Consider the following 23,857-nt stretch of genomic DNA (forward strand, 5'->3'; position numbering starts at 1 on the left):
GCCGGGGGGATACGCGCAGGAGCTTGGCGAGCCAAGGTGGCGTTAGGCGGGCTGCGGGGCGGGCGTTGCCGGAGCGGTCGCGGCCTTGCGGGTCTCGCGCAGTATCAGCAGGCCGTTGACCACCATCAGTGACGCGGTCAGGGCGTGGACGCCGAGCGCGGTGGCCACGGAGCCGTGGTGGGCCAGCACGGTGGCCATGTCGCCGTACGCGGCGAGGGCCTCCACCAGCAGCACCCAGCCCAACGCCCGGCGGTGGCCCGTGACCAGCAGGATGCCCAGGACCAGGGCCAGGACGACGTCGCGGATTCCCTTGATGACCAGGAAGCCGCCACCGTCGCCGGACGGCCAGCTCGGCAGGCCGAAGCCCGGCGCCGTCGTCTCCGGGCTCAGGATGAACTCCGTCCCGAACCAGAGGATGAAGAGGATGAAGGCGGCGGCCAAGAAAGTGTTGATCTGTTTCAGCGACATTGGTTCTTCTCCTTGCGAGTCTTCGTCGGCTTGGTGAGCCTCGTGGAGCTTGCTTTGTCGGGATCGCAGTTGTGGGATCTGAGTGGCAGCTGCATTCCCGGATGTTGGGATTTCGGTGGCCCGTTGCGGCCGGGCAGTGGGGGTTCTCCACGAGATGTCCGTCGGCGATCCGTGACTGCCCGGGGGAAGGCAGGGCTGCTCCGGCTCCCCCCATCCGGCTACAACTGCCGTGTCATACGTCGATCTGCTCGAAGAGGTGCGGGTACGACGCGATGTCGTCACGGAACTCGGCCGCCATGCGCGCATTCCTCTTCTCCGCACTTCCTCTCGCTATCGATGGGTGGGTGTCGCTGGCGCCCGCGTCCTGGGACGGCCGGGCGGGTGAGCTCGCGGGCTCAGGTGAGGGCGGCGACCAGCAGGGCGAAGGCGGCGATGATGACGGCGACGCGGACGTAGTGGAAGCGGTTCCAGCGGTTCAGCTGGTCCTTCCAGTCGGCGGGCCGGTTGTCAGGGGTCCACGTCCTGTTCCGGTTGTTGATCGGGACGAGCAGCAGGATCGACATGATCACGCTGAGGATCAGCAGCGCGCCGGCGGTGACGACGAGGCCGGAGCCGTGGTGGTGCCATCCGGCGACGGCCCAGACCGCGACGAGGACGAGCGAACCGACGTACCAGACCGGCATCACGGTGCCGAGCATCCGGCCCCCGTGGGCGTGGCCGAGTTGGCCGCTGTCCTCCGGGAGGGCGTTGAGGATCGGGTTGATGACGAAGGCGACGGAGAACTCCACCCCCACCATCACGCCGACGACCACGGTGGTGACGACCTCGAGTGCGCTGAGCATGATGACCCTCCTGGGATCTAGCACTGCTAGATGATGAGGCAACGCTAGTACTACTGCCGCTTGATTGTCTAGCAGTGCTAGGATCGAGTCATGTCGGTACAGGAACGCAAGGAGCGCGAACGGGCGGTCCGCGAGCGCCTCATCGTGGCGACGGCCCGCGAACTCGCCGAGCAGCAGGGCTGGGACGCGGTCACCACCCGCCGCCTCGCCGAGCGCATCGAGTACAGCCAGCCCGTCCTCTACAGCCACTTCCGCGGCAAGCGCGAGATCATCGGCGCTGTCGCCCTGGAGGGCGCCACCGAGATGGCGGTCGCGATGCGGGCCGCGACCTCCGCCGCGAACGGTCCGCGTGCCCGGGTCGCCGCCCTCGCCCGCGCCTACCTCGACTTCGCCGAGCACAACCCGGCCGTCTACGACGCCATCTTCCAGCTCGACGGCGGGCTGGCGTACGCGCAGGAGGACACCCCGGAGCCGCTGAAGGATGCCTTCGCCGCGCTGATGGAGACCCTCGGCGAGGTCGCCGGTGACGGCGTCGACCCGGGGCTGTTCACCGAGACGTTCTGGGCGTCCCTGCACGGCCTGGCGACCCTGACCCGGGCGGGACGGCTGCTGCCCGAGGACGCCGAGCCGAGGGTGGAGCTGCTGGTGGACCGGCTCGCCGTGGTCTGACACACCATCCCGGAGGGAACGCAGCGGAGAGGCGGACAAGTGGTAGCGGCTCAGGCGGTTGAGGTCGGCGTGCGTCGGTCCGCGCTTGCCGGGGCAGATGTCCCGGGCGAGCTTGTTCGGCGGGATCTGCCCGACACAGCGAACCGCGACGCCCCCGCACGGCACCTGGTCGGCACCCCCTGCCACCATGAGGCCCCATGAGCCACATCATCACGATGACCACCGCCAACCAGAGCCGCGTCGTGTCCTACCTGCAAGGCGAACTCGACGCGACCCAGCAGCGGATGCTCCGCGATCACATACGCAAGGACGCCCACACCGACCAGCTCAGCCTCGAACGCCAAGGCATCGATCTGGGCCTCACCATCCCCGAGGCGCTCGACCACCTCCTCGCGGGCCACGCCGACGCGGACGGCGCATACGTGGGCCACGCGTACTACAAGGCGCTCCAGCACATCATCGACTGGAGCGGGTCCGACCCCATCGATTTCGGCGTGTACTCCAAGCCCTCCACGTTCTTCGGGCGCATGGGCGACGAACTGCGGCGCCTCGGCGTCCCCGCCGACCTGCTGCCGCTCGACTTCCTGTTCGCCGGTCCGCCCGACGAGATCCCCTTCCACATTCCGTCGCCGACGGACGGGTACCCGGCCATCGGCCGTCTGCCGCTGGCCAAGGCCAAGCCACTCGCCGACGCCTACGCCGCAGTCCTGGACCGCATGGACAACGCCTTCACCCATGAGACCAAGAGGATCATGGACACGATGCGGGTCGAGCACGACGAATGGCAGAGCGCTCTCCGGCACGGACACACCATGGACACGCTGTTCTTCTCCATTCAGGGCTGACCGGCTCCTGCCCCCTGGGCGGACTTGGAGATGATCTCGTCGGTGAGCCAGTGTGCGGCGTCGATGGGATAGGGCGCCGGCAGTCCGAGGACGATGTGCCGGAAGCCGGCGTCGACCGCGGCGCCGATCGCGTCACGGGTGAGGCCGGGCTCGTCGTAGGAGACCGGCAGGTGGATCGAGCGGGTGATCGAGGCCGGGTCGCGGCCGATCTCGGCGCAGTAGCGGTCCAGCAGAGCGCCGCGGCGGACGGCGTCGTCGATGTCGCCGCCCGGGATGTTCCACAGATCGGCGTGCTCGGCGACCACGCGCAGCGTCGCCGACGAGCGTCCGCCGATCAGGATCGGCGGGTGGGGACGCTGGACGGGTCGGGGGTTGCCGAAGGCTCCGGTGAGATGGTGGTGGGTGCCGTGGAAGTCGAACGGTTCGGTCTCGGTCCACAGCCGCCGGATCACCGTGCACGCTTCGGCGAGGCTCCCCACGGCGCGCGCGGAGTCGTGGAAGGGCAGCCCGTGTGCTTCGTACTCGCGCCGGGCCAGGGGGTGACCCGGGCGTGAGCCGACGCCGATGCCGAAGTCGAGCCGTCCGCCGGACACGATGTCGACGGTCGTAGCGATCTTGGCCAGCAGCGCGGGCGGCCGGAACCGGTTGCTGGTCACCAGCACGCCGAGGCGCAGTCGTCGGGTGTGGGCGGCAAGGGCCGCAAGGAGTGTCCAGCCCTCGTACGTCGGCCCGTCCGGGTCGCCGCCGATCGGCATGAGGTGATCGAACAACCATGCGTGCTCGATCTCCGGGATCTCGTCCGCCTCGCGCCAGACCCGCAGGACGTCGTGGTAGTCGACCTGCGAGGGAGCGGTCATGATCCCGAAACGGGGTGGGGGCGTGTGGGGCATGGCAGCGTTGCCCTCGTCCTTTCCGTGTGCTCGTCGGACGGTCAGCGGCGCCGCAGCGACGGGTCGAGCAGCGCGGGCGGGGTGTCGTACTTCTCGTGTGGGGCGAGGTCGGTTCCGGGGGCGACGATCGCGTCGATGGCGTCGAGCACGTCGGCGGAGAGCACGGTGTCCGCGGCGGCGAGCTGGGCGTGCAGGTGGTCCAGCGTGCGGGGGCCGATGAGCGCGCCGGTCACGGCGGGGTGCGCGGTCACGAATCCGAGGGCGAGCTGGATCATGGTCAGGCCGGCCTCGTCGGCGACCTTGGCCAGCTGTTCGACGGCGTCGAGTCTGGCCCGGTTGGCGGGGAGGGTGAGGTCGAAGCGGTCCGGCATGAACGTGGATCGGCTGGTGGTGATGGACCGGCCCTCGCGGATCGCGCCCGACAGCCAGCCCGACGCCAGCGGGCTCCAGACCAGCACGCCCAGTCCGTACTCCTCGGTCACGGGCAGGACGTGGGTCTCGATTCCGCGTTGGAGGATCGAGTAGCTGGGCTGCTCGGTGACGTAGCGGCTCAGGTGGTGCTCGCGGGCGGCCCACTGGGCCTGGACGATGCGGTGGGCGGGGAAGGTCGAGGAGCCGAAGTAGCGGATCTTTCCCGCGCGTTGCAGGTCGGTCAGGGCCGACAGGGTCTCCTCGTCGCCGGTGCTCGGGTCCCATCGGTGGATCTGGTAGAGATCGACGTGGTCGACGCCGAGGCGGCGCAGGCTGTCGTCCAGCGCGGTGACCAGCCAGCGGCGCGAACTGCCGCGGTGGTTGCGCTCGTCGCCCATCGGCATGGCCGCCTTCGTGGCCAGCACGATGTCGTCGCGGCGGCCGGCGATGGCTTTGCCGACCATCTCCTCCGACTCGCCGTCGCTGTACCTGTCGGCGGTGTCGATGACGTTGATCCCGCTCTCAAGGGCGGCATCGACGATGGCGGTGGCTTCCTCCTGGCTGGTGCGCCCGATCTGGCCGAAGTTCATCGCGCCGAGCGCGAGGGAGCTGATCTGAACGCCGGTGCGGCCCAGGGTGCGGTACTGCATGACCGTGTTCCTCCATGACGGATGAAGCGTGGTGGCGATGCATGGCTTGGGGGCGGGGTCCGCGCTCTGGCATCATAAGCAAGCGGAACCTCGTTCCGTTTTGACGATACGGAACAGCGTTCCGCTTTGGCAAGCAGTGGAGGAAGCGACACGGTGAACGACGGCGACAAGGGCGCGGGGCACGCGACCCCGTCCCGGCGGAAGGACGCCCGGCGCAACAAGGAGGTCCTGCTCGACGCGGCGGCCGCGGTCTTCGTCACGAAAGGCGTGGAAGCGCCGGTACGCGACATCGCGGCCGAGGCAGGCGTCGGCGTGGGCACGATCTACCGCCACTTCCCGACGCGAGCGGATCTCATCATCGCCGTCTACCGGCACCAGGTCGACGCGTGCGCCGAGGCCGGGCCGGACCTGCTGGCGACCAGTGCGACTCCGCACGCCGCACTCGGGCGATGGATCGACCTCTTTGTCGATTTCCTGGTCACCAAACACGGACTCGCCGGCGTGTTGCAGTCCGACAGCGCCGGCTTCGACACGCTGCACGCCTACTTCCTCGACCGCCTCGTGCCCGTGTGCACCCACCTGCTCGAAGCCGCAGCCGCCGCCGATGAGATCCGCTCCGACATCACTGCCTACGAGCTGATGCGCGGCGTCGGGAACCTCTGCATCGGCGCGGACAGCGATCCCCGCTACGACGCCCGTCGACTGGTCGGACTCCTCATCGCGGGACTGCGCCGACCGCACTGATCATGGTGGGGGTATGAGTCGGCACCGGGGCAACGCCCCGGTGCCCTCGCGTCCTCGGACCCAGCCGTCAGGAACGGACCAGACGTGCGATCGCGTCGGACGCCTCCTTCAGCTTCTGCTCCCGTTCCTCGCCGCCCTCGGCAACCGCATGGCTCACGCACGTGGCCATGTGCTCGTCGAGCATCTGCAGGGCGAACGACTGCAGCGCGCGGGTCACCGCGGACACCTGGGTGAGGACGTCGATGCAGTAGGTGTCCTCGGCGACGAGGCGCTGCAAGCCGCGTACCTGGCCCTCGATGCGACGCAGCCGCATCATCACGTCATCCTTGTGCTTCTTCTGCCCCGCCATGGCTCCGTTTCCCTTCCCTCTCCCGAGGGCGCCCCGCACCGCAGCGCGCTCCCCCCAGAAAGATACCCTCGGCCCGTATCAACGAGCTGCGGCCGAACGGAAACTCCCTGGCGAGGCAGGCGGATCGGCGGACCGCCGGGACGGGGCCTCAGTCCAGGGAGTCCCGGATCCGGCCCAGGATGTCCCGCAGAATCTCCTGTGACGTCCCGAAGTTGAGCCGGACGAAGCCCTCGCCTCCCGGCCCGAACGTGCGGCCGTCGTTGAGCAGGACCCGCGCCTTGTCCAGGAAGAAGCTGTGCGGGTCGGTGTCCAGCGCCAGCTCGCGACAGTCCAGCCAGGCGAGGAACGTGGCCTGCGGGACCCGGTAGCGCACACCGGACGGCAGCCGCTCACCCACCAGTGCGGCATTGCGCGCCAGGACCGGCCTCAGCTCCGACAGCCAGGCGTCCCCTTCCCGCCAGGCGGCCAGGGTGGCCGCGACGCCGAAGGTGTTCGGTTCGCCGTACAGGTGGCTGGGGTTCTCCAGTGCCGCGCGTACCTCGGCCGCGCCGACATGGGCGACGGCGCAGCGCACCCCGGGCACGTTGAACGCCTTCGTGGCCGAGGTCAGGGTCACCGTGCGCGCGGCCACCTCGGGCGACAGCGAGGCGAACGGGATGTGCCGGTGGGGGTCGTGGACGAGGTCGGAGTGGATCTCGTCGGCGATGACGAGCAGGTCGTGGCGCTGTGCGAGCCGGGCCAGCGTCTCCAGTTCGTCGCGCCGCAGCACTCGTCCCGTGGGGTTGTGCGGGTTGACCAGGAGCAGCACCCGGGCCGGCCGCTCCCCCAGTTCCCGGTCCAGCCGGTCGGCGTCGAACGTCCAGCTGTCGCCGTCCGGCGTGTACGGCAGCGGGTGGAGGCGCCGGTTCATGCCGGCGATGGTCTCCAGGAACGGCGGGTAGGCGGGTGTGTGCACCACGATTCCGTCGCCGGGCCGTGTGGCGACGTTGAGGACGGCCTGGACGCCCTGGTTGATGTCGGTGAACTCCCTGACGTGGGAGGGGTCGAGCGCCCAGCCGTGGCGTTCGCGCATGCGCTCGGCGAAGGCGGCCCGCAGCGGGGTGTCCGCGGACCGTCCGTCCCAGGAGGGGTAGCCGAGGTCGTCCTCCACGCAGCGCAGCAGGGCCTCACGCACGCTGTCGGCGGGCGGGAAGTCCATCTCCGCGATCCATGCCGGAAGGACGTCCGGCTCGACCCGGTTCCACTTGACTCCCGGACGGCGGTACAGCGTGCGGACATCGAGGTCGTCGAACATGAGGTGCCTTTCTGCTGCTGTCCGTCATTCCGGGCGGGCGGTCGGGGCGATCTGGAGGTGGACGCCGGCGGTGGCCTTGGCTACGGTCTCCGCCGCCTCCGCCGGTGTCGCGCCGAGGGCGATGACGTAGCCGACGCGGTCCTCCGAGCTGCGCAGCCGGGTGAGGTCGCGGCCGGGGACGCGGTCGAAGTCCCAGCGCAGGATGCCCGGCAGAGGGGTGAGCGAGAGCGCGGTGAGCGTGCCGGGCGCGGGCGGTACGACGAACCCGATGGCCGCCGCCGGTGCGGCCGGGGCCGGCGGGAGTGCCGGCTCGGCGCCCAGGAGGGCGGCTATCGCGCGTTCGTACTGGTCCTGGCCCGTGGCGAGTTCGACGAGTTCCGGGATGCAGTCGCCGCCGACCCGGGTGTGGGTCTCGATGACGACCGGGCCGTGCACCGGGTCGAGCCGCAGCTCGGTGTGGCTGGCGCCGTGGCGGATGCCGAGCCGGTCCAGGACGCAGCGCGTCGCTTCCCCGAGCCGGGCGGTGTCGGCCTCGGTCAGCGAGGCCGGCACGACGTGTCCGGTCTCCACGAATCCGGGGCTGCCGGTGGTCTGCTTGGCTGTGACCGCCAGGACGGTGTGCTCGCCGTCCGCGCTCACCGCCTCCACACTGAACTCGGGCCCGACGGCGGTGTGTTCGACGATGTAGCGGCACTGGTGCGGGCCGGTCCCGGCCGTGGTGTCCGCCAGCCACCGGTCGAGATCGGCGTACGACTCCAGGGCCGTGACCCCGGCGCTGCCCGCGCCGTCGTTCGGCTTGACGATCCAGCGGACGCCGTCGGGTTCCGCGCGCACGGCGGCGGCGATGTCGTCGGGACCGCCGGCGGCGTGGGGCCAGGCGTACGGGGTGTCGGCGAGGAGGCCCCGCATGGTGGCCTTGTCGCGCGCGCGGGCCGCCGCCTCGGGCGTGACCGAGGGCAGGCCGAGGTCCGTGGCGATCCGGGCGCAGACCTCCTGGGCGAACTCCGTGAAGGAGACCACCAGCCGCGGCGGGCCCAGCTCGGCCACCAGGCGGTCGACGGCGGCCCGGGCCGCGTCGTGGTCGGTGACGGGGCAGAAGACGATGCGTTCCGCGTGCGCGGCGACCTCGGGGGGCACGCCCGTGCCGGGCGGCACCAGTGCCACCGGCCGGTGGCCGTGCAGCGCGATCGCCCTGGCTCCCCCGGGGCTAGGCCCGAGCAGACACATCCACGTCATGGACTTTCCCTTCCTGACCGCCAAGCGGTTTCTCCGGCTTGTCCCGGCCGCCCCAGGACAGGGCCAGGCCGGTGAGCAGGGCCAGTGCGGCACCGCCCCAGTACGGCAGCGCCGCCGTGCCGGACAGCACCCCGGGCCCGGAGCGGCGGACCACCAGGAGCGTGCCCAGCCAGGCGCCGACCGACTCGGCCGTACCCCACGCCACACCCGCCAGGGCGTACGCGGCCGTGGTCGACAGCCGCCCTCGGCGTTCGCCGACCTGGGTGTCGTACAGCGGGCTCCACACCAGTTCGGACAGGGTGAACAGGACCATGGCCGCGAGGACCAGGCCGAGTCCGGCCGACCGGCCGAACGCGAACAGCACGACGGCGAGCCCGAGGACCGCGTTCGCCGCCAGGCACAGCGGCCCGAAGCCGGCGCGCGGCCGGTCCAGCAGCCGGCGTGACAGCGCGGTCACGGGCACCTGGAGCGCCACCACCAGTACGGCGTTCAGGGTGAAGACCAGGCCCAGCTCGCGGGTGCCGACCGCGTCCCCCAGGTACGCCGGAAGCACGTCGAAGACCTGCGCGTACGCCACCCAGGTGCCGCAGACCAGGAGGGTGAAGGCGACGAAGCGCCGACCGGGCAGCCGGCGACTGCCCGTGCCGCCGGTCCGTGCCCCACCGCCGCTGTGACCGGACGCGCGCCACTCCCCCGGCAGCGCCGGTACGACGGCCAGGGCCACCAGGTCCAGCAGGGCGGCCGACAGGGGCAGCCGGTCGGCCCGCCACTCCAGCAGCTGACCGCCGATGACGGGGCCCACGGCGGAGCCGGCGTTGACGGCCATGTTGAGGTAGCTGAAGCCGCGCAGCCGCTGATCGGCGGGGAAGGCGGCGACCTGTGCCTTCATCGCCGTCGTCGCCATCGCCAGGAACAGGCCGACCAGCGCGGCGAGCACCAGCCATCCGTACGTGGGCAGCCGCGGTCCCGCTCCGAGCACGCCGAACACCACGACCGCGCCCAGATAGCCGACGCCGACCGAGGCCTTGAGCCCCAGCCGGTGGATGAGCGGTACCAGCAGCACTCCGCCCGCCCGGTTGGCCAGGATCGAGGCGCCCACCACGAGACCGGCGGAGGCACCGGACAGACCCCGGTCGTCCATCAGCCACAGCCCGAGGTACGGCAGTACGGCGAAGAATCCCGCGCAGCTCGTCGCGCGCGCCACGACGAGCGCGGTCAGCTGACGGCTGGTCAGTGACCGTCCGGCCTCGCCCGCGTCCTCCTGACAACCACCTCGGCGTCCAGTGCCCGGCGCCCTCACCGCCCGACCGCCTTGCGTACCTGCTCGGCCAGGAAGTCGGGGCGGGTCGCGTTGAGGTGGTGGCCGCCGTGGGCGACGACGTTCATCGCGAAGGAGCGGGTGAGGCGGGCCCAGCGGTGGATGTGCCGCTCGTGGTCCCGCATGAGCGGGTCGTCGGCCGCGAGCAGCAGGGTGACCGGGCTGTCGAGCGGGGTGTCCGGCGGCATGGCCGACAGCTGCGTCCAGGACCGGGCCGAGGCTGCCGCGTCGCGCCGGAACGCCTCGGCGAGCCGGTGCCGCTCGTCCGGTGAGGGCAGGGCGGCCGGGTCCAGACCGGTGTTCTCCACCAGCCAGCGCAGCACTTCGTCGTCCGTGTGGCTCAGATGCTCCTGGGGGTCGTGGGGCGTGGGGGGGGGGGGGGGGGGGGGCGGCGGCCCCCCCCGCCCCCCACCACGAGCACGTGCTCCGGTGCGCGGCCCGTCCGGTGCAGCTCGCCGGCCGTGGCCAGCGCCGGTGCCGCTCCGGAAGAGTGGCCGAGCAGGACGAGCGGCCCCTCGGCGCGGTCGGCGAGGGCGGCTGCCAGCTTCGCGGGCCCGGTCTCGCCGTAGTCGGCGGCCAGGACCCGGACGGGGGCGCCGGACCGGTGCAGCGCCCGGGCGAAGTCCAGGTAGCCGGCCGCTGTGCCGCCCGCGTAGGGGAAGCAGACCACCGTGGCGGGCGGGCCGTCGGGCCGCAGTCCTGCGGACTCGGTCACGTCGGTCAGCGGTACGTCCTGTCGGTCCGGGTATGCCGGGTGGCCGGCCCGGCGGGCCAGGGCCCGGGCGGTCGGGTGGGCGACCACGTCCCGCAGGGTCAGGCCGCCGGGCAGCCGGGCCGCCAGGCGCATCGCGGCCAGGGAGTGCCCGCCCAGGTCGAAGAAGCCGTCGGTGACGCCGACGGTGTCCGCGGGCAGCCCGAGGATCTCGGCGAAGGCCGCCACCATCCGGGCCTCGGCCCGGTTCTGCGGCGGTTCGGCGGCGGGGCGTACGGCCGCGCCGAGGGGGCGTCGGCCGAGCGCGGCACGGTCCACCTTGCCGTTGCGGGTGACCGGGAAGGCGTCCACCCGCTCGAACACGTCCGGCAGCATGTACCGGGGCAGGGACCGGGCCAGCTCGGCGCGCAGAGCGTCGGGGCGGGGTTCGGCGGTGCCGGTGTACCAGGCCGCCAGCAGGTCCCGGCCGCCGTCGCGGCGCGGCAGGACCACGGCGTGGTCCACGCCCGGCATCCGGGCCAGCGCGCCCTCCACCTCGCTCGGTTCGATCCGGTGTCCGCGCACCTTGGTCTGGTGGTCGCGGCGGCCCGCGCAGTCCAGCACCCCGTCGGGGAGCCAGCGGCCGATGTCGCCGGTGCGGTAGAGCACGCCGGACGCGGTGTCGAGGGTGTTCGGTACGAACGCCCGGGCGGTGCGCTCGGGGTCGTTGAGGTAGCCGAGGCCCACGGCGGTGCCGGTGACCAGGATCTCGCCGTAGGTGCCGACGGGCACGTGCCGCCCGTCGGGGCCGACGATGTGGATCCCGGTGTTGGGGATCGGCCGGCCCACGGGCACCCGTTGCCCGGTGGCCGGTGCGGTGAGGACGTGGTGGGTCACGTCGTCGGAGGTCTCGGTCGGCCCGTAGGCGTTGACCATGGGTACGTCGTACCGGTCGAACCAGCGGCGGCTGAGGGCGGGCGGGAAGGCCTCACCGGTGACCAGGTTCCAGCGCAGGGCGGTCAGGGGGCGTGGCCGGACGTCCAGTTCGCCGAGCAGGGCGTCCAGGAAGGAGGGCACCACCTCCAGCACGCTGACCCCGTCGTCCTCCAGCGCGCGGGCGAAGGCGGGCAGGTCCGTGACCACGTCGGCCCCGTAGATCACGGTGCGTCCGCCGACCAGCCAGGCCGCGAGCAGTTGCCAGACGGAGATGTCGAAGCACTGGGTGGCCACCTGGGCGACCACGTCGTCCTCCGTCATCCGCAGGGCGTCGACCTTGGCGAGGAGGTGGTTGAGCATGCCCTCGTGGTGGACGAGCGCCCCTTTGGGCTCGCCGGTGGATCCGGAGGTGAAGATCAGGTAGGCGGGGTCGGCGGGGGCCGGGGTGTGCTCGACGGCACCTCCTTCGTCCTCCTCCGTCAGCTCCTCGTAGCACAGCACCGCCAGGCCGTCCGTGGTGAGGTCGCGGGCTAGCGTGTGCCGGTGTGCGGCGGTGGTCAGGACGTGCCGGCAGGCGGACCGGGTCAGCATGGCGCGGAGCCGGGCGGCCGGATCGGCCGGATCCTGCGGCAGGTACACCGCGCCGAGCCGCAGCACCGCGAGCACGGTGACGGCCCAGGCGATCCCGCGGGCCATCGGCACGGCGATCACGTCGCCCGGCCGCACCCCGGCCGCGGACAGCCGGGCGGCCAGCCGGGCGGAACGGGCGTCCAGCTCACGGTAGTCGAGCGTGTGGGGGCCGTGCTGGACGGCGACCGCCCGTGGCCGGGCGGCCACCTGCGCCGCGAACAGCCCGAGCGCACCGCACTGCGGCAGCCGGCGCGCCGGGCCGGCGAACCCCGCCAGCAGCGCGCGTTCCCCGTCGCTCAGCAGGCCGGCGTCCCGGACGCCGGCGTCGGGGTCCGTGGCCAGCAGCTCCAGGGCGCGCCGGTAGTAGCCGGCGATCCGCTGGATCTGCTCGGGCGGGAAGGTGTCGCGGTGGTAGTGCAGGGACAGTGCCACCGCGCCCGTGAAGGCGTCCTGCCAGAACTCGGCGCGGAAGGGGAACTCGGTCTCGCTGGCCACCCGGCTGCGCTCCAGTCGCAACCCGTGTGCGCGGCGCAGCTCGTCCAGGACGTGGAAGTGCGTGAAGTTGAAGACGGCCTCGAACAGCGGTTCCCGCGTGGGCCGTTGCCGTTTCATCTCGCTCATGGGGTACCGCCGGTGCGGCAGCAGCGCGGTCTCCGCGCGGTACGCCTCGCGCACCAGGTCGGCCCAGCTGCCGTCGCCGACGCGGGCCCGGAACGGGATGGTGTTGAGGAACAGACCGGTGATCCGGTCCCCGTCGGCGACCTCGGGCCGGCCGCTGTGCTCGTAGCCCGTGAGGACGTCGTCCGCGCCGGTGACCAGCGCCAGGACGGCCAGATGGGCGGCCATGAGCACCGATTTCACGGGTACGTTCAGCCGCTCGGCCACCCGCGTCAGCCCGGCGGGGACTCCCTCGGCCAGCGGAACGTCGTGCATGGCCACCCCGCCGGGGCCGGCCGGGTCGAAGGGGAGGCGGGGCAGTCGGCCGCCCTCGTGGTCGTCCAGGACGTCCTGCCAGAAGGCGCGGCTCTCCGTCGAGCCGACCGCTTCCCGCTCCAGCCGTACGAAGGCCGGGTAGCCGGTGCCGAGAGGGGTGAGCCTCGGGGTGCGGCCGTCGCGCAGCGCCAGGTAGGCGGCGAACAGGTCGTGGTGCACCACGCTGACGCTCCAGCCGTCCAGGGCGGCCGCGTGGTAGCTGAGGCTGTACTGGTATCCGCGTTCGCCCAGCAGATGCAGCCGCACGCGGACCAGGCCGCCCGCCTCCGGCCGGAAGCCACGGGCGAGTTCGCGCTCGTGGTGGTCGTCCAGCGCGCGTTCCTGGCCGACCGCGTCCAGATGCGACAGGTCGGTGACCTCGACCAGGTCCGGGGTGTCCGCGTGCACGATCTGGAGGGGCTCGCTGTAGCCGGAGACGTGGAGCGAGGTGCGGAGCACGGGGTGGCGGGCGGCGACCACGGCGGCGGCGGCGCGGAACGCGTCCAGGTCCAGGGGCTCGTCGATGCGGAACCCGACGATGTCGTGGTAGAGCCCCGGCCGGTGCCCGGTCAGCTCGACCTCGTACAGCAGGCCGGTCTGCAGGGCGGACAGCGGGTAGGCGTCCTGCGCGTCCGGGGGCAGGCGCTCCACGTCGGCCGGGGCGAGCAGACGCAGTGGGCCGGTCGCTCCGGTGTCCCGCCGGACGCGCCGTACGTGTGGCTCCAGCGCGGCGAGCGTGGGACGGGCGAACAGGTCCTGGAAGGAGAAGTCGAGCCCCGCCCGCCGGGCCTCGGCGAGCACCCGGACCATCATGATCGAGTCGCCGCCGAGGGCGAAGAAGTTGTCGTCCAGGCCGATGCCCTCGACGCCCAGCACCCGCGCCCAGATCTCCGCCAGGCGGACGGCGACCTCGCCGGTGGGCGCCCGTCGCTCCGCGCGCCGGGCGGCCCGCCGGGGTGGCGGGAGCGCCTTGGTGTCCCGCTTGCCGTTGTGGTTGGTGGGGATGGCGGGCACGGTGACGACGAACTGCGGGACCATGTACGACGGCAGTTCGGCCGCCAGCCGGTCGCGCAGCACGTCCTCGGCGTAGCCGTCGCCGGGGACGACGTAGGCGCACAGGCCGCGGTGGCCACAGTCGTCGGCGACCGCGAGGACCGCGCAGGCGGTGACGCCGGGCGCGCCCTCGGCGATGTGCTCGATCTCCGCGGGTTCGATGCGGTAGCCGCGGATCTTGACCTGGGTGTCGAGCCGTCCGAGGTACTCCAGTGTGCCGTCGGGCAGCCAGCGGGCCAGGTCACCGGTGCGGTAGCCGCGGCCGTCGGGCAGTCCGGGGTCCGTGACGAAGCGCTCGGCGGTCAGCTCGGGCGCGTTGAGGTATCCGCGGGCCAGGCCGGCGCCGCCGATGCACAGTTCGCCCGGTGTGCCGATCGGGGCGGTGGTGCCGGCGCGGGTGCGCACCCGCAGCGTCAGGTTGTCGATGGGGCGGCCCAGCGGGACGGGCCGCCGTGGGTCGAGGTCCGCGCAGGGGAAGTGGGTCACGTCGACCGCGGCCTCCGTCGGGCCGTAGAGGTTGACGAGCGAGGTGCCGTGCGGCTGGGTGAGGAGTTCCGCGAAGCGGACGGCCTGTGTGGTGCCCAGCGCCTCTCCGCTGGCGAACACCCGGCGCACGGATGCCAGGCCGGTGCGGTCCTCGGTGACGTACTGCAGGAACGCCTGGAGCATCGACGGCACGAAGTGCAGGGTGGTGACGCGGTGTTCGGCGATCCGGGCGACCAGGGCCGCGGGGTCCTTCTCCCGGCCCGACGGCAGGGTGCACACCCCGGCGCCGGCCAGTGCCCACCAGAAGATCTCCCACACGGACACGTCGAAGGTGAACGGTGTCTTGTGCAGGATCACGTCGTCGGCGGCCAGCGGGTACGCGCGCTGCATCCACATCAGCCGGTTGACGACGGCGCGGTGCTCCAGCATCACTCCTTTGGGGCGGCCGGTGGAGCCGGAGGTGTAGATGACGTAGCACAGGTCGTCCGGGCCGGCGCCGCCCTCGGGGGCCGGTGCGTCGCCGTCGAGGGCGCCCGGCTCGGTGATGTCGACGAACGCCCCGGTGTACGGCAGCGTCTCGCGGGCGGCCGGGTCGCCGATCACGAGGGGGGCCTCGCTGTGCTCCAGCATGTACGCGACGCGGCTCGCGGGCAGTGTCGGGTCGATGGGCAGGTAGGCGCCGCCGGCTTTGAGGACCGCGTAGACCGCGGTGAGGGCGAGCGGGCCGCGGGGCAGGCAGACGCCCACGACGGTGCCGGGCCGCACACCGGCGTCCCGCAGCCGGTGGGCGAGCTGATCGGCCCGCCGGTCGAGTTCCGCGTACGTGGTGCCGTCGTCGTGGATGGCGACCCGGGACGGGGTCCGGGCCGCCTGGTCCGCGAGGAAGCGGTGCAGCGTCCTGTCCGTGGGGACGTCCGTCGCGGTGGCGTTGAAGCGGGAGATGGCCTCGTGTTCGGCGGGATCGGCGTCGAGGAGCGGTCCGAAGGGCGCTTCCGGTTCCTGGGTGGTCGCTGCCAGGAGGCGGACGTAGGCGTCCGCCAGTCGATGGGCGGTGGCCGGGGTGAACAGGTCCGTCCGGTAGCGGAGGGCCAGCTGCGGCTCCGCCGCGTGCAGCCGCACGTCCAGGTGGAGCACGCACCCCGCCGCGTCGGCCTCCGCGACGGGCAGGTCACCGTCGGCACCGGCCGCCAGGTCCGTGGGGAATCGGCCCTCGGCCCGCAGGACCTCCCCCACCGGGATGTCGAGGTGCCCGGTCGCCTCCTGATAGGCCGTGCGTGCGGCGGCGAGCAGGTGCCGCAGCGTGCCGTCCCGTGCGACGGTCAGGCCCAGCGGGAAGGCGACCGGCCGCCCGGTGCCGGGGCCCGGGTGCGCGGTCAGGACCTGGACCTGCTCGGTGTCGGTGGCCCGGGCGGCCAGCAGTGCGAGGACGGCGCCGGTCAGCACGCGGGCCAGGGCGGGCTGGTCCCGTGTCAGGTCCCGGCAGCGGGCGGCGCAGTCGGGGGGCAGCGGGACGAGGACCTGGTCGTGGGTGTTCTCGGCGGTGTGGGCGAGGAAGTCACGCGGCAGGAGCGTCGGCTGCTCCCAGGCGGCGAGCCGGGACCGCCAGTACTCGGCCTGCTCCGGATGGGCCTGCAGCGCTCGGCTGAGCTGGAACGCGGTGGTCATGGTGTCCTTCGTCTGCGTCGTCACGGCGGTCAGAGGTCGAAGTCCGGGAGCTGCGCGGCCGGCGTCGCGGCGGACGCCCGGCGCACCGGGGCCGTGGGATCCGTGAGCAGGTCGTCCAGGGCCGTCAGGAACGCGTCGAGGAGCAGGCCGGCGGACGCGTGGTCGTAGAGGTCGGTCGCGTACTCCAGGTCCAGCCGCAGTTCGTCGGGGCGCAGATATGCCTGGAGGTTCAGGTCGAACCGGGTGGTGCCCGGGTTCAGCAGTTCGGTGCGCGCGGTCAGCCCGGCCCCGTGGAGGACGTGGAAGTCGATGTCCTGGAGGGCGAACAGCACGTCGAACAGCGGGTTGCGGCCCGGTTCGGGTTCCCTGCCGAGCCGCCGCGCCAGCTGCGGGAACGGCGGGCCCTGGTGGGACAGCGCCTCGCCGGCCAGCCGGTCCGCCTGGGCCACGAGCGCGTCCAGCGTGGTGTCCTCGGCCAGCCGCACCCGCAGACAGGCGGTGTTCACGAACATGCCCACGACGTCGGCGAATTCCGGGCGTGTCCGGCCGCTGGTGGGGGTGCCGACGACGAAGTCCCGGCGACCGGACAGGCGCGCCAGCGTGGCCGCCCAGGCGGCGAACAGCACACCGAACGAGGTGGTGCGGTGCCGTCGTACGGCCGCCCGCACCTCGGCGCAGCGGCCCGCGTCCAGCACGGCGCTCACCACGGCGCCACGGGTGGCCCGGTGCGGCCCGCGGGGGCGGTCCACGGGCAGGACGGGCGCGGTCGGTGCGTCCGCCAACTGCCGTAGCCAGTAGGTCTCGTCGTCCGCGTCGGCGCCCTGGGCCGCGCGCTCGTGAGCCCATTGGGCCGCCGCCCGGTAGCCGAGGGGCCGCTCGGGCAGCCGCTCCCCCGCGTACGCGGTCAGCAGCTCCTCCAGGAGCAGGCGCAGCGAGACCCCGTCGAAGACGACGTGGTGGGTGTCGAGGTACAGCTCGTGCCGTTCCGGCGCGCCGGTGCGCACCAGCAGGGCGCGCAGGAGCGGGGAGCCGTCGGGCCGGTGGGGCAGGAAGGGGCGTACGAATCCGGCCACGGCGTGTGCGTCGGGCGCGGGACGGAAGGTGAACTCCGGTGCGACGGGTGCCGCCGCCGCCTGGTGCACGCCGGTGTCGTCGACGGTGAACTGCAGCCGCAGCGCCTCTTCGTGGGCGACCACCGTGGTGAGCGCGGCCCTGAGCCGGTCGGGGTCCAGCGGCCCGGTCAGCTCCACCTTGACGGGGATGTTGTACGCCAGGGAGTCGGGTTCGGCCTGCCAGTGGGCGAACATCCCCCGCTGCTGCGGGTGGAGAGGGACCGGGCCGGGTGCGGGCCGGGGCGGCTCCGCTGCCGGGGTCGGGCCGGCCGCGGCGACGGCGTGGGCCATCGCGGCGAGCGTGGGTGCCGCCAGCGCGTCGGCGTGGCTCAGGTGCGCCGAGAGATCCTGGTGCAGCCGGCCGAGGAGCACGCCCAGGCGCAGGGAGTTGCCGCCGAGGGCGAGGAAGTCGGCGTCGGGGCCGATGTCGGCGGGCTCCAGGCCGAGGACGTCCGCCCACAGGCGGGCCAGTTCCCGTTCCGCGTCCGTGAGTTGACGGCCGGCCGCCCGCGGTGCGGGTTCGGGCTCCGGTGCGGGCAGGACGCGCCAGTCGATCTTGCCGCTGGGGGTCAGGGGCAGCCGGTCCAGCCGGACGAAGCGGTCGGGGCACAGATAGCCGGGCAGACGCTCGCGCAGCCGGCGCCGGATCACCGGCGTTTCGGCGTGGGGTGCCACCAGGTACGCCGTGAGGGACCGTTCCTCGCCCGGTTCGCCCACGACGCGGGTGTGGGCGTCCGCCACGCCCGGCAGTGCGAGCAGCGCGGCGTTGACCTCGGCCGGCTCCACCAGATGCCCACGGATCTTGACCTGGTCGTCCTGCCGCCCGTGGAAGTGCAGCAGGCCGGACGCGTCGGCGTGGACCAGGTCGCCGGTCCGGTAGTGGCGCACACCGTCCAGGGTGAGGAACGCGCGGTCGGTCAGGGCGGGATCGGCGAGGTAGCCACGGGCGAGGCCGGCGCCGGCGACGTACAGTTCGCCGACGGTTCCGGCGGGGACCGGGCGGCCTCGCTCGTCGCGGATCCGTACCGTGGTGCCGGGGACGGGGCGGCCGATCGGCAGCGGGCCGTCGATGCTGTCCGGGATCCGGAACGTCGTGGTGAACGTGGTGTTCTCGGTGGGGCCGTAGCCGTTGACGACGGTGAGCCCGGGGCAGGCCTCACGCACGCGCGCCACATGGGCGGGGGACACGACATCCCCGCCGGTCACCAGCGTGCGGAGGGAGCCGAACGCGGCCGGGTGCTCCTGTGCCATGCGGTGGAAGAGCGGTGCGGTGACCCAGGCCAGGGTGATGCCCCGGTCCCGCATCGCCTGCCCGAAACGCCAGGGCACGACGGCCGTTTCGTGGTCGACGACGTGGAGGGAGGCGCCGTTCAGCAGCGCGCCCCAGATCTCGAAGGTCGCCGCGTCGAAGGCGAGCGACGCCGCCTGGAGGACCCGCTGCCGTGGCGAGAAGTCGACGTAGTCCGTGTGTGTCACCAGTCGCAGCACACCACGGTGTTCGATCATCACCCCCTTGGGGCGTCCCGTGCTGCCGGAGGTGAACATCACGTAGGCCAGCGGCGAGCGCCCCGCGGGCGCGGGGGGCGACACGGTGTCGGGGCCCGGCGTTCCGTCGTGCTCGGCGAGCCGGAGCAGCTCCCCCAGGCCGTACGTCACGGCCGGCTCGGGCGCCGTGAACCGCTCCCGCACCCGGTCGGGGCAGACGACCAGGCGTAATCGCGCCGCCTGGGTGATCTGGCCGAGCCTCGGTTCGGGGTAGGCCGGGTCGAGGGGGACGTAGGCCCCGCCGGCGAGCACGATGGCGAGCAGCGCCACGATCGAGTCGGCGGACCGGTCGAAGGCCAGGCCGACGAGGGTCTCGCGGGACACGCCCAGCCGGCGCAGTCCGGCCGCGGCCGTCGCCGCCCGGCAATAGAGCTGACGATAAGTCAGAGTCGTGTCGTCGGTGACCAATGCCGGGCTTGAGGGACGGGCGCGGACCTGTTCTCGGAAGCGGTCCTCGATCAGTCCGTCCCAGGACGGAGGGTGACTCATGGCGTTCTCCAGGTGCGGCCGAACAACGGATGGGTCGGTGGTCGACGTCAGAGATTTCACGGCGGTATTCGGAAATCGGAGCGGTACGCCCCCTAATCCCGACATTCTTCAAAGAAGTCGCACGATCCGGCCGACGGCACCTGCGCCGGACTGCCGCATCACTTATACCTATACCCCCTAGGGGAAGCAAGGTCTGTCCGTACGCCGGCACGGGCCGGACCTGCCGCCGACTCGTGCCTCTCTGTGAAAGGGTGATCTTCCCCGTTGACAAGGGCTACCCCGGTAGGGTTTCCTCGGCACGGTCGCAACAGAGCACAGTCGGCGCCAGGTCGAGTACCGGGCAAAGCAACTGACGTTCGGTTGGAGATGGGGGACGGCAACGATGGAGACATCGATGATGCAAGTACCGATCGCGACGGCAGACCGCTGCGTGTGATGGCGGGGCCGCACATTTACCGCTGCGGCCGATGAACTCGCCCACCCGATTTTTCAGAGCCGGCTGATCCCATTTCCCTGTGGCCGCTGAGCCTCATACGCGCGCCCTCGGCGTGCCGAACGCAGCGGCATGTTCCTTCTGATTCCCGTCATCAGCTATCGGATTCACCCTTCACCGGCACCTCGGCATCCGCCCTCGACCGGGGCGGCGCAATCCCAGGCATGGAATTCGTCATGCGCTCGTACGCGGTGACGGGCAGTCGGCGTTCTCACACCCACACTGGACGAGAGGACTCATGGACATCATCGGGAAGCCGTACGCACACGATCGCTTCGCCGCCGTGGCGGCGGCCCGTGGCGGCGCGACGGCGGTGGAGCACGACGGCCGCCGGATCGGCTACGCCGAACTCGACCGCCGCGCGAACCAGTTCGCCCATCATCTGCGGTCCCTCGGAGCGGGACGCGGATCGGTGGTGATGGTCCACCTTGAGCGTTCGATCGACCTCATCGTGTCGTTTCTCGCGACCCTCAAGGCGGGGGCGGCCTATCTCCCGGTGGAGCCGGGAGTTCCGGACGACCGGATCGCGGCCTACGTCAAGGAGACGGGCTGCACGGTCGTCGTCACCCGCCCCGACCACGGGGACCGGTTCGCCGGTCTGCCGGTGACGACCCTCGCCCCGGATGCCGGGGCCGCCTCGGAATCGCCCGCGGGCCCGCCTTCCGCCACCGTCGAGGACGCGGACACCGCTTACATCATCTACACCTCGGGATCCACCGGCTCCCCGAAGGCCGTGCGGGTGGGCCACGCGTCCCTCGGCTACCTGTGCGGGAGCGTGAACGAGCGGTACGGCGTCGGGCCCAAGGACCGGGTGCTGCAGTTCGCCGCGCTCTCCTTCGACACGTCCATCGAGCAGATCCTCAACACCCTGCTCAACGGCGCGACGCTCGTCCTGCCCGAGTACACCTGGGCCCCGAGCGAGCTGCCCGGCCGGCTCGTGTCGCTCGGCGTGACGGTGATGGACCTGACCCCGCCCTACTGGCGCGCCTTCCTCGCCGAGCTGGCCCGGACCCCGGTCGAGCTGCCGGTGCGGCTCACGATCGTGGGCGGGAGTGCGGTGCACGCCGAGGACTGCCGTACCGCGCTGCGCCTCATGCCCGGCTCACGGCTCGTCAACGCCTACGGGCTGACCGAGACGACGATCACGTCCTGCACCATGGAGATCACCCCGTCCGTGCTGGCGCCCCAGGGGCCCGCGCCCGTCGGGCAGCCGTTACCGGGAACCGTCGTCCATGTGCTGGACGAGGACCTGAACCCGGTCCCGCACCCCCGGCACGGCGAGATCTACCTCGGCGGACCCGGCGTCGCCCAGGGCTACCTCGCCGACGAGGGCCAGAGCAGGCGGCGCTTCCTCACCCTGCCGGGAGCGGCGGCGGACGCGGGACCCGTGTACCGCACCGGCGACCTGGGCGGCTGGACCGCCGACGGCGACCTCGAAGTCGTCGGGCGAGCCGATCGGCAGATCAAGATCCGGGGATTCCGTATCGAGCCGGCCGAGATCGAGGCGACCCTGGCGGCGCACGACCTCATCGACGACACGGCGGTCACAGCCTTCACCCGCAAGGGAGAAGAGCAGCTCGTCGCCTACTTCACCGCCAACCGCGCCGCCCGCCCGCTCGATCCCGGCGAGCTGCGCGCCTTCGCCGCGCGCCATCTGCCCGCGTACATGATCCCGGCGAGGTTCGTCCAGCTGGACGAGATGCCGATGACGACGAACGGCAAGGTCGACCTCTCCGCCCTGCCCGATCCGGCCCAGCTGCCGACGGCGGGCTCGGGAGCCGAGGACGGGGAAGGCACCGCGAGTCTGGTCGAGCGTGCCGTGGCCGGCCTGTGGTGCCAGGTGCTCGGCGTGGACGCGGTCGAGCCCGGCGACAACTTCTTCCACCTCGGCGGGAATTCGATCCTCGCGGCCGAACTCCTGGCGAAGGTGCGCGCCTCGCTCGGCGTCCTGATCACCCAGGTGCGGCCCCTGATCCGGCTGCTCCTGGAGGACGCGACGCTGCGCAGCTTCGCCGCGGCGGTCGAGTCCGCGCGGGCCGGCACGCTCGACGCGGACAGCGCGGCCCAGGTCGACCTGCGGGCCGACACCGCCGTCGGGGTACCGATCCAGGCGCAGCCCACCGGCGAGACCTCATGGGCGGACCCCGCCCATGTCTTCCTCACCGGAGCCACCGGGTTCCTGGGCGTGTACCTGCTGCGCGACCTGCTGGCGACCACCCGCGCCACCGTGCACTGCCTCGTGCGCGCCCGCGACGCCGACCACGCGCTGGAGCGCATCCGGAGCACCGCGCGACGCTACCTGGACGACGACCTGGCCGAGCACCGCGCGTCGGGCCGGATCTCCGTCGTACCGGGCGACCTGGACCAGCCGCGGCTCGGGCTCTCGGAGGCGGACTTCGACCACTTCGCCAAGGTCGTGGACGTCATCCACCACCCGGGCGGGCTGGTCAACTTCATCTACCCCTACTCCCACATGCGCCCGACGAACGTAGAGGGCACGCGGGAGATCATCCGGATGGCCGGCCGCTACCGGAACATCCCAGTCCACTACGTCTCGACCATGGCCGTGATCTCCGGCTTCGGCACCGCCGGAGTCCGGCACGTCACCGAGGAGACCCCGCTCGACCACCCGGACCGGCTGTCCGTCGGCTATGTCGAGAGCAAGTGGGTCGCCGAGGGGCTGCTGCTGAACGCGGCCGCTGAGGGCCTGCCGGTCGCCATCTACCGGGCCGCCGACATCTCCGGCGACCGGAAGACGGGAGCCTGGAACACGGCGACCGAGATGTGCGCGATGAAGAAGTTCATCGTCGACACCGGGACGTCACCCGTCGCCGAACTCCCCCTCGACTACACCCCGGTCGACCGCTACTCCGCCGCGTTGCTGCACATCGCGTCGAGCCGGCTGCCCGCGGGCGAGATCTACCATCTGACCAACCCCGGGAAGGTGAACGTCTCCGTCCTGGCCGAACGGCTGCGGGCGCACGGTCACACGATCCGCGAGATCCCGTGGGAGCAGTGGACCGACGGAATCGTGAAGACCGCGATCGAGCAGCCCGACCACCCCATGACGCCCTTCGCGCCGCTCTTCATCGACCGGTGCTCCACGGGCGAGATGAGCGTGGCCGAGATGTACCTCGAAACCACCTTCCCCGTCTTCTCCCGGGACAACGTCGAAAGCGCGCTGCGCGGCAGCGGCATCGAGATCCCGCCCGTCGACGCGGACATGCTCGACCGCTACATCCGGTACCTGACCTCCATCGATTTCCTGTGAGGTGGACGTGTACATCCATACGCTGGCCCGCACCGGCGGCTTATGGGAATCGCTGGACGTCCTCGGAGGCCCCGCGGACGGGCCCGTCGCCTTCGGGGGTGACCTGGGCCCCCAGTCCCTGCTCGCCGCCTACCGCCGCGGCCTCTACCCCTTTCCGGCCGGCACGGCCGAACAGCGGATCGTCAACGAGCTGATCTACGAGCCCGACGTGGACGCCGGACTGGTGAAGGTGCTGCCCGGCAGCGACGAGCCCTTCGCCATCGCCTGGTGCTCACCGGATCCACGGCCCGTCATCCGCGTCGAACAGGCCCGCTTCCAGCGCAGTCTGCGTCAGCAGTTGCGCAACCGGACGGACTGGACGACGACGGCGGACGCCTGCTTCGAGGAGGTGGTCCGCCGGTGCCGCGCGGGACGCGCCGAGCACTGGCTGACCGACGACCTGGTGCGGGGCCTGTGCGTGCTGCACCGGTCGGGCCACGCGCACAGCGTCGAGGTCTGGGACGGTGACGAACTGATCGGCGGCACCTTCGGTGTCCGTGTCGGGTCCGTGTTCAGCGCCGACTCCCAGTTCACGGTGCGCAGCGGGGCGGGCAAGGCGGCGGTCGCCGACCTGACCCGTCGCTTCGCCGAGGCCGGCGGGCGGGCCGTCGACGTCCAGCGCGACGGCGAGCACGTACGGCTCCTGGGCGCGCGCCCGATCCCCCGGGCGCGGTACCTCGGGCTGCTGGCCTCCCGACACGACGGCCGGCCGCTGGCCACGGAGCGGCTGCCCGCCCGTCGCCTGGCCGCGTGACCGCC

General features: G+C 72.3%; 16 protein-coding genes. 5 read left to right on the plus strand and 11 right to left on the minus strand.

What is annotated here, in order from left to right; all coding sequences use genetic code 11:
- Positions 1 to 42: 42 nt before the first annotated feature.
- Positions 43 to 468 carry a DUF4267 domain-containing protein gene (locus ABZ937_RS25060; protein ID WP_361695455.1) on the minus strand — a complete coding sequence of 142 codons (426 nt, stop codon included), beginning with the start codon at positions 466 to 468 and terminating at the stop codon, positions 43 to 45.
- 395 nt (positions 469 to 863) lie between these two features.
- Entirely contained in the window at positions 864 to 1,310 is a 447-nt protein-coding gene (locus tag ABZ937_RS25065; protein WP_361695457.1) for a DUF1772 domain-containing protein, read from the minus strand.
- Positions 1,311 to 1,400: 90 nt separating this feature from the next.
- Between ABZ937_RS25065 and ABZ937_RS25070 the strand changes: the two genes are divergently transcribed.
- A complete protein-coding gene (locus tag ABZ937_RS25070; protein ID WP_361695459.1) occupies positions 1,401 to 1,979 on the plus strand; it encodes a TetR/AcrR family transcriptional regulator in 579 nt (192 codons plus the stop codon).
- Positions 1,980 to 2,176: 197 nt separating this feature from the next.
- Positions 2,177 to 2,824 (plus strand): hypothetical protein, encoded by a 648-nt coding sequence (locus tag ABZ937_RS25075; protein WP_361695461.1) that lies wholly within the window; start codon positions 2,177 to 2,179, stop codon positions 2,822 to 2,824.
- On the opposite strand, the gene ABZ937_RS25080 is transcribed toward ABZ937_RS25075, so the two are convergent.
- Positions 2,815 to 3,714, minus strand: a complete 900-nt coding sequence (locus tag ABZ937_RS25080; protein WP_361695463.1) for an LLM class flavin-dependent oxidoreductase — start codon at positions 3,712 to 3,714, stop codon at positions 2,815 to 2,817. The genes ABZ937_RS25075 and ABZ937_RS25080 overlap by 10 nt on opposite strands.
- 41 nt (positions 3,715 to 3,755) lie before the next feature.
- The gene (locus ABZ937_RS25085) at positions 3,756 to 4,775 is read right to left on the minus strand and encodes an aldo/keto reductase (protein ID WP_361695465.1); all 1,020 of its coding nucleotides are present in this window, start codon (positions 4,773 to 4,775) and stop codon (positions 3,756 to 3,758) included.
- 153 nt (positions 4,776 to 4,928) lie between these two features.
- On the opposite strand from ABZ937_RS25085, the gene ABZ937_RS25090 reads away from it, so the two are divergent.
- Entirely contained in the window at positions 4,929 to 5,519 is a 591-nt protein-coding gene (locus ABZ937_RS25090) for a helix-turn-helix domain-containing protein (RefSeq protein ID WP_361695467.1), read from the plus strand.
- A 67-nt stretch (positions 5,520 to 5,586) separates the two neighbouring features.
- Here ABZ937_RS25090 and ABZ937_RS25095 read toward each other — a convergent pair whose 3' ends face one another.
- The 7 genes from ABZ937_RS25095 to ABZ937_RS25125 all read right to left on the minus strand — a co-directional run bounded on the left by ABZ937_RS25095 (position 5,587) and on the right by ABZ937_RS25125 (position 19,295).
- Positions 5,587 to 5,868 carry a metal-sensitive transcriptional regulator gene (locus ABZ937_RS25095; RefSeq protein ID WP_361695469.1) on the minus strand — a complete coding sequence of 94 codons (282 nt, stop codon included), beginning with the start codon at positions 5,866 to 5,868 and terminating at the stop codon, positions 5,587 to 5,589.
- 148 nt (positions 5,869 to 6,016) lie between these two features.
- The gene (locus tag ABZ937_RS25100) at positions 6,017 to 7,162 is read right to left on the minus strand and encodes an aminotransferase class I/II-fold pyridoxal phosphate-dependent enzyme (protein WP_361695471.1); all 1,146 of its coding nucleotides are present in this window, start codon (positions 7,160 to 7,162) and stop codon (positions 6,017 to 6,019) included.
- A 24-nt stretch (positions 7,163 to 7,186) separates the two neighbouring features.
- Complete coding sequence (locus ABZ937_RS25105) at positions 7,187 to 8,398, minus strand: ATP-grasp domain-containing protein (RefSeq protein ID WP_361695474.1); 1,212 nt, start codon at positions 8,396 to 8,398, stop codon at positions 7,187 to 7,189.
- Entirely contained in the window at positions 8,370 to 9,602 is a 1,233-nt protein-coding gene (locus ABZ937_RS25110) for an MFS transporter (RefSeq protein ID WP_361695476.1), read from the minus strand. The genes ABZ937_RS25105 and ABZ937_RS25110 overlap by 29 nt, the downstream gene beginning before the upstream one ends.
- Positions 9,603 to 9,694: 92 nt before the next feature.
- Positions 9,695 to 10,039 (minus strand): hypothetical protein, encoded by a 345-nt coding sequence (locus ABZ937_RS25115; protein ID WP_361695478.1) that lies wholly within the window; start codon positions 10,037 to 10,039, stop codon positions 9,695 to 9,697.
- Positions 10,040 to 10,056: 17 nt separating this feature from the next.
- Positions 10,057 to 16,173, minus strand: coding sequence for an amino acid adenylation domain-containing protein (locus tag ABZ937_RS25120; RefSeq protein ID WP_361695480.1), 6,117 nt, complete (start codon positions 16,171 to 16,173; stop codon positions 10,057 to 10,059).
- Between the two features lie 5 nt (positions 16,174 to 16,178).
- Positions 16,179 to 19,295: an amino acid adenylation domain-containing protein gene (locus tag ABZ937_RS25125; protein ID WP_361695482.1), complete on the minus strand. Its 3,117-nt coding sequence runs from the start codon at positions 19,293 to 19,295 to the stop codon at positions 16,179 to 16,181.
- 731 nt (positions 19,296 to 20,026) lie between these two features.
- Here ABZ937_RS25125 and ABZ937_RS25130 point away from each other — a divergent pair.
- Positions 20,027 to 23,059, plus strand: a complete 3,033-nt coding sequence (locus ABZ937_RS25130; RefSeq protein WP_361695484.1) for an amino acid adenylation domain-containing protein — start codon at positions 20,027 to 20,029, stop codon at positions 23,057 to 23,059.
- Positions 23,060 to 23,066: 7 nt separating this feature from the next.
- Positions 23,067 to 23,852, plus strand: a complete 786-nt coding sequence (locus ABZ937_RS25135; protein WP_361695486.1) for a leucyl/phenylalanyl-tRNA--protein transferase — start codon at positions 23,067 to 23,069, stop codon at positions 23,850 to 23,852.
- The last annotated feature ends 5 nt before the right edge of the window (positions 23,853 to 23,857 follow it).

The organism is Streptomyces sp. NPDC046727, from assembly GCF_040645635.1.
In the GTDB taxonomy this organism is placed as follows: domain Bacteria; phylum Actinomycetota; class Actinomycetes; order Streptomycetales; family Streptomycetaceae; genus Streptomyces.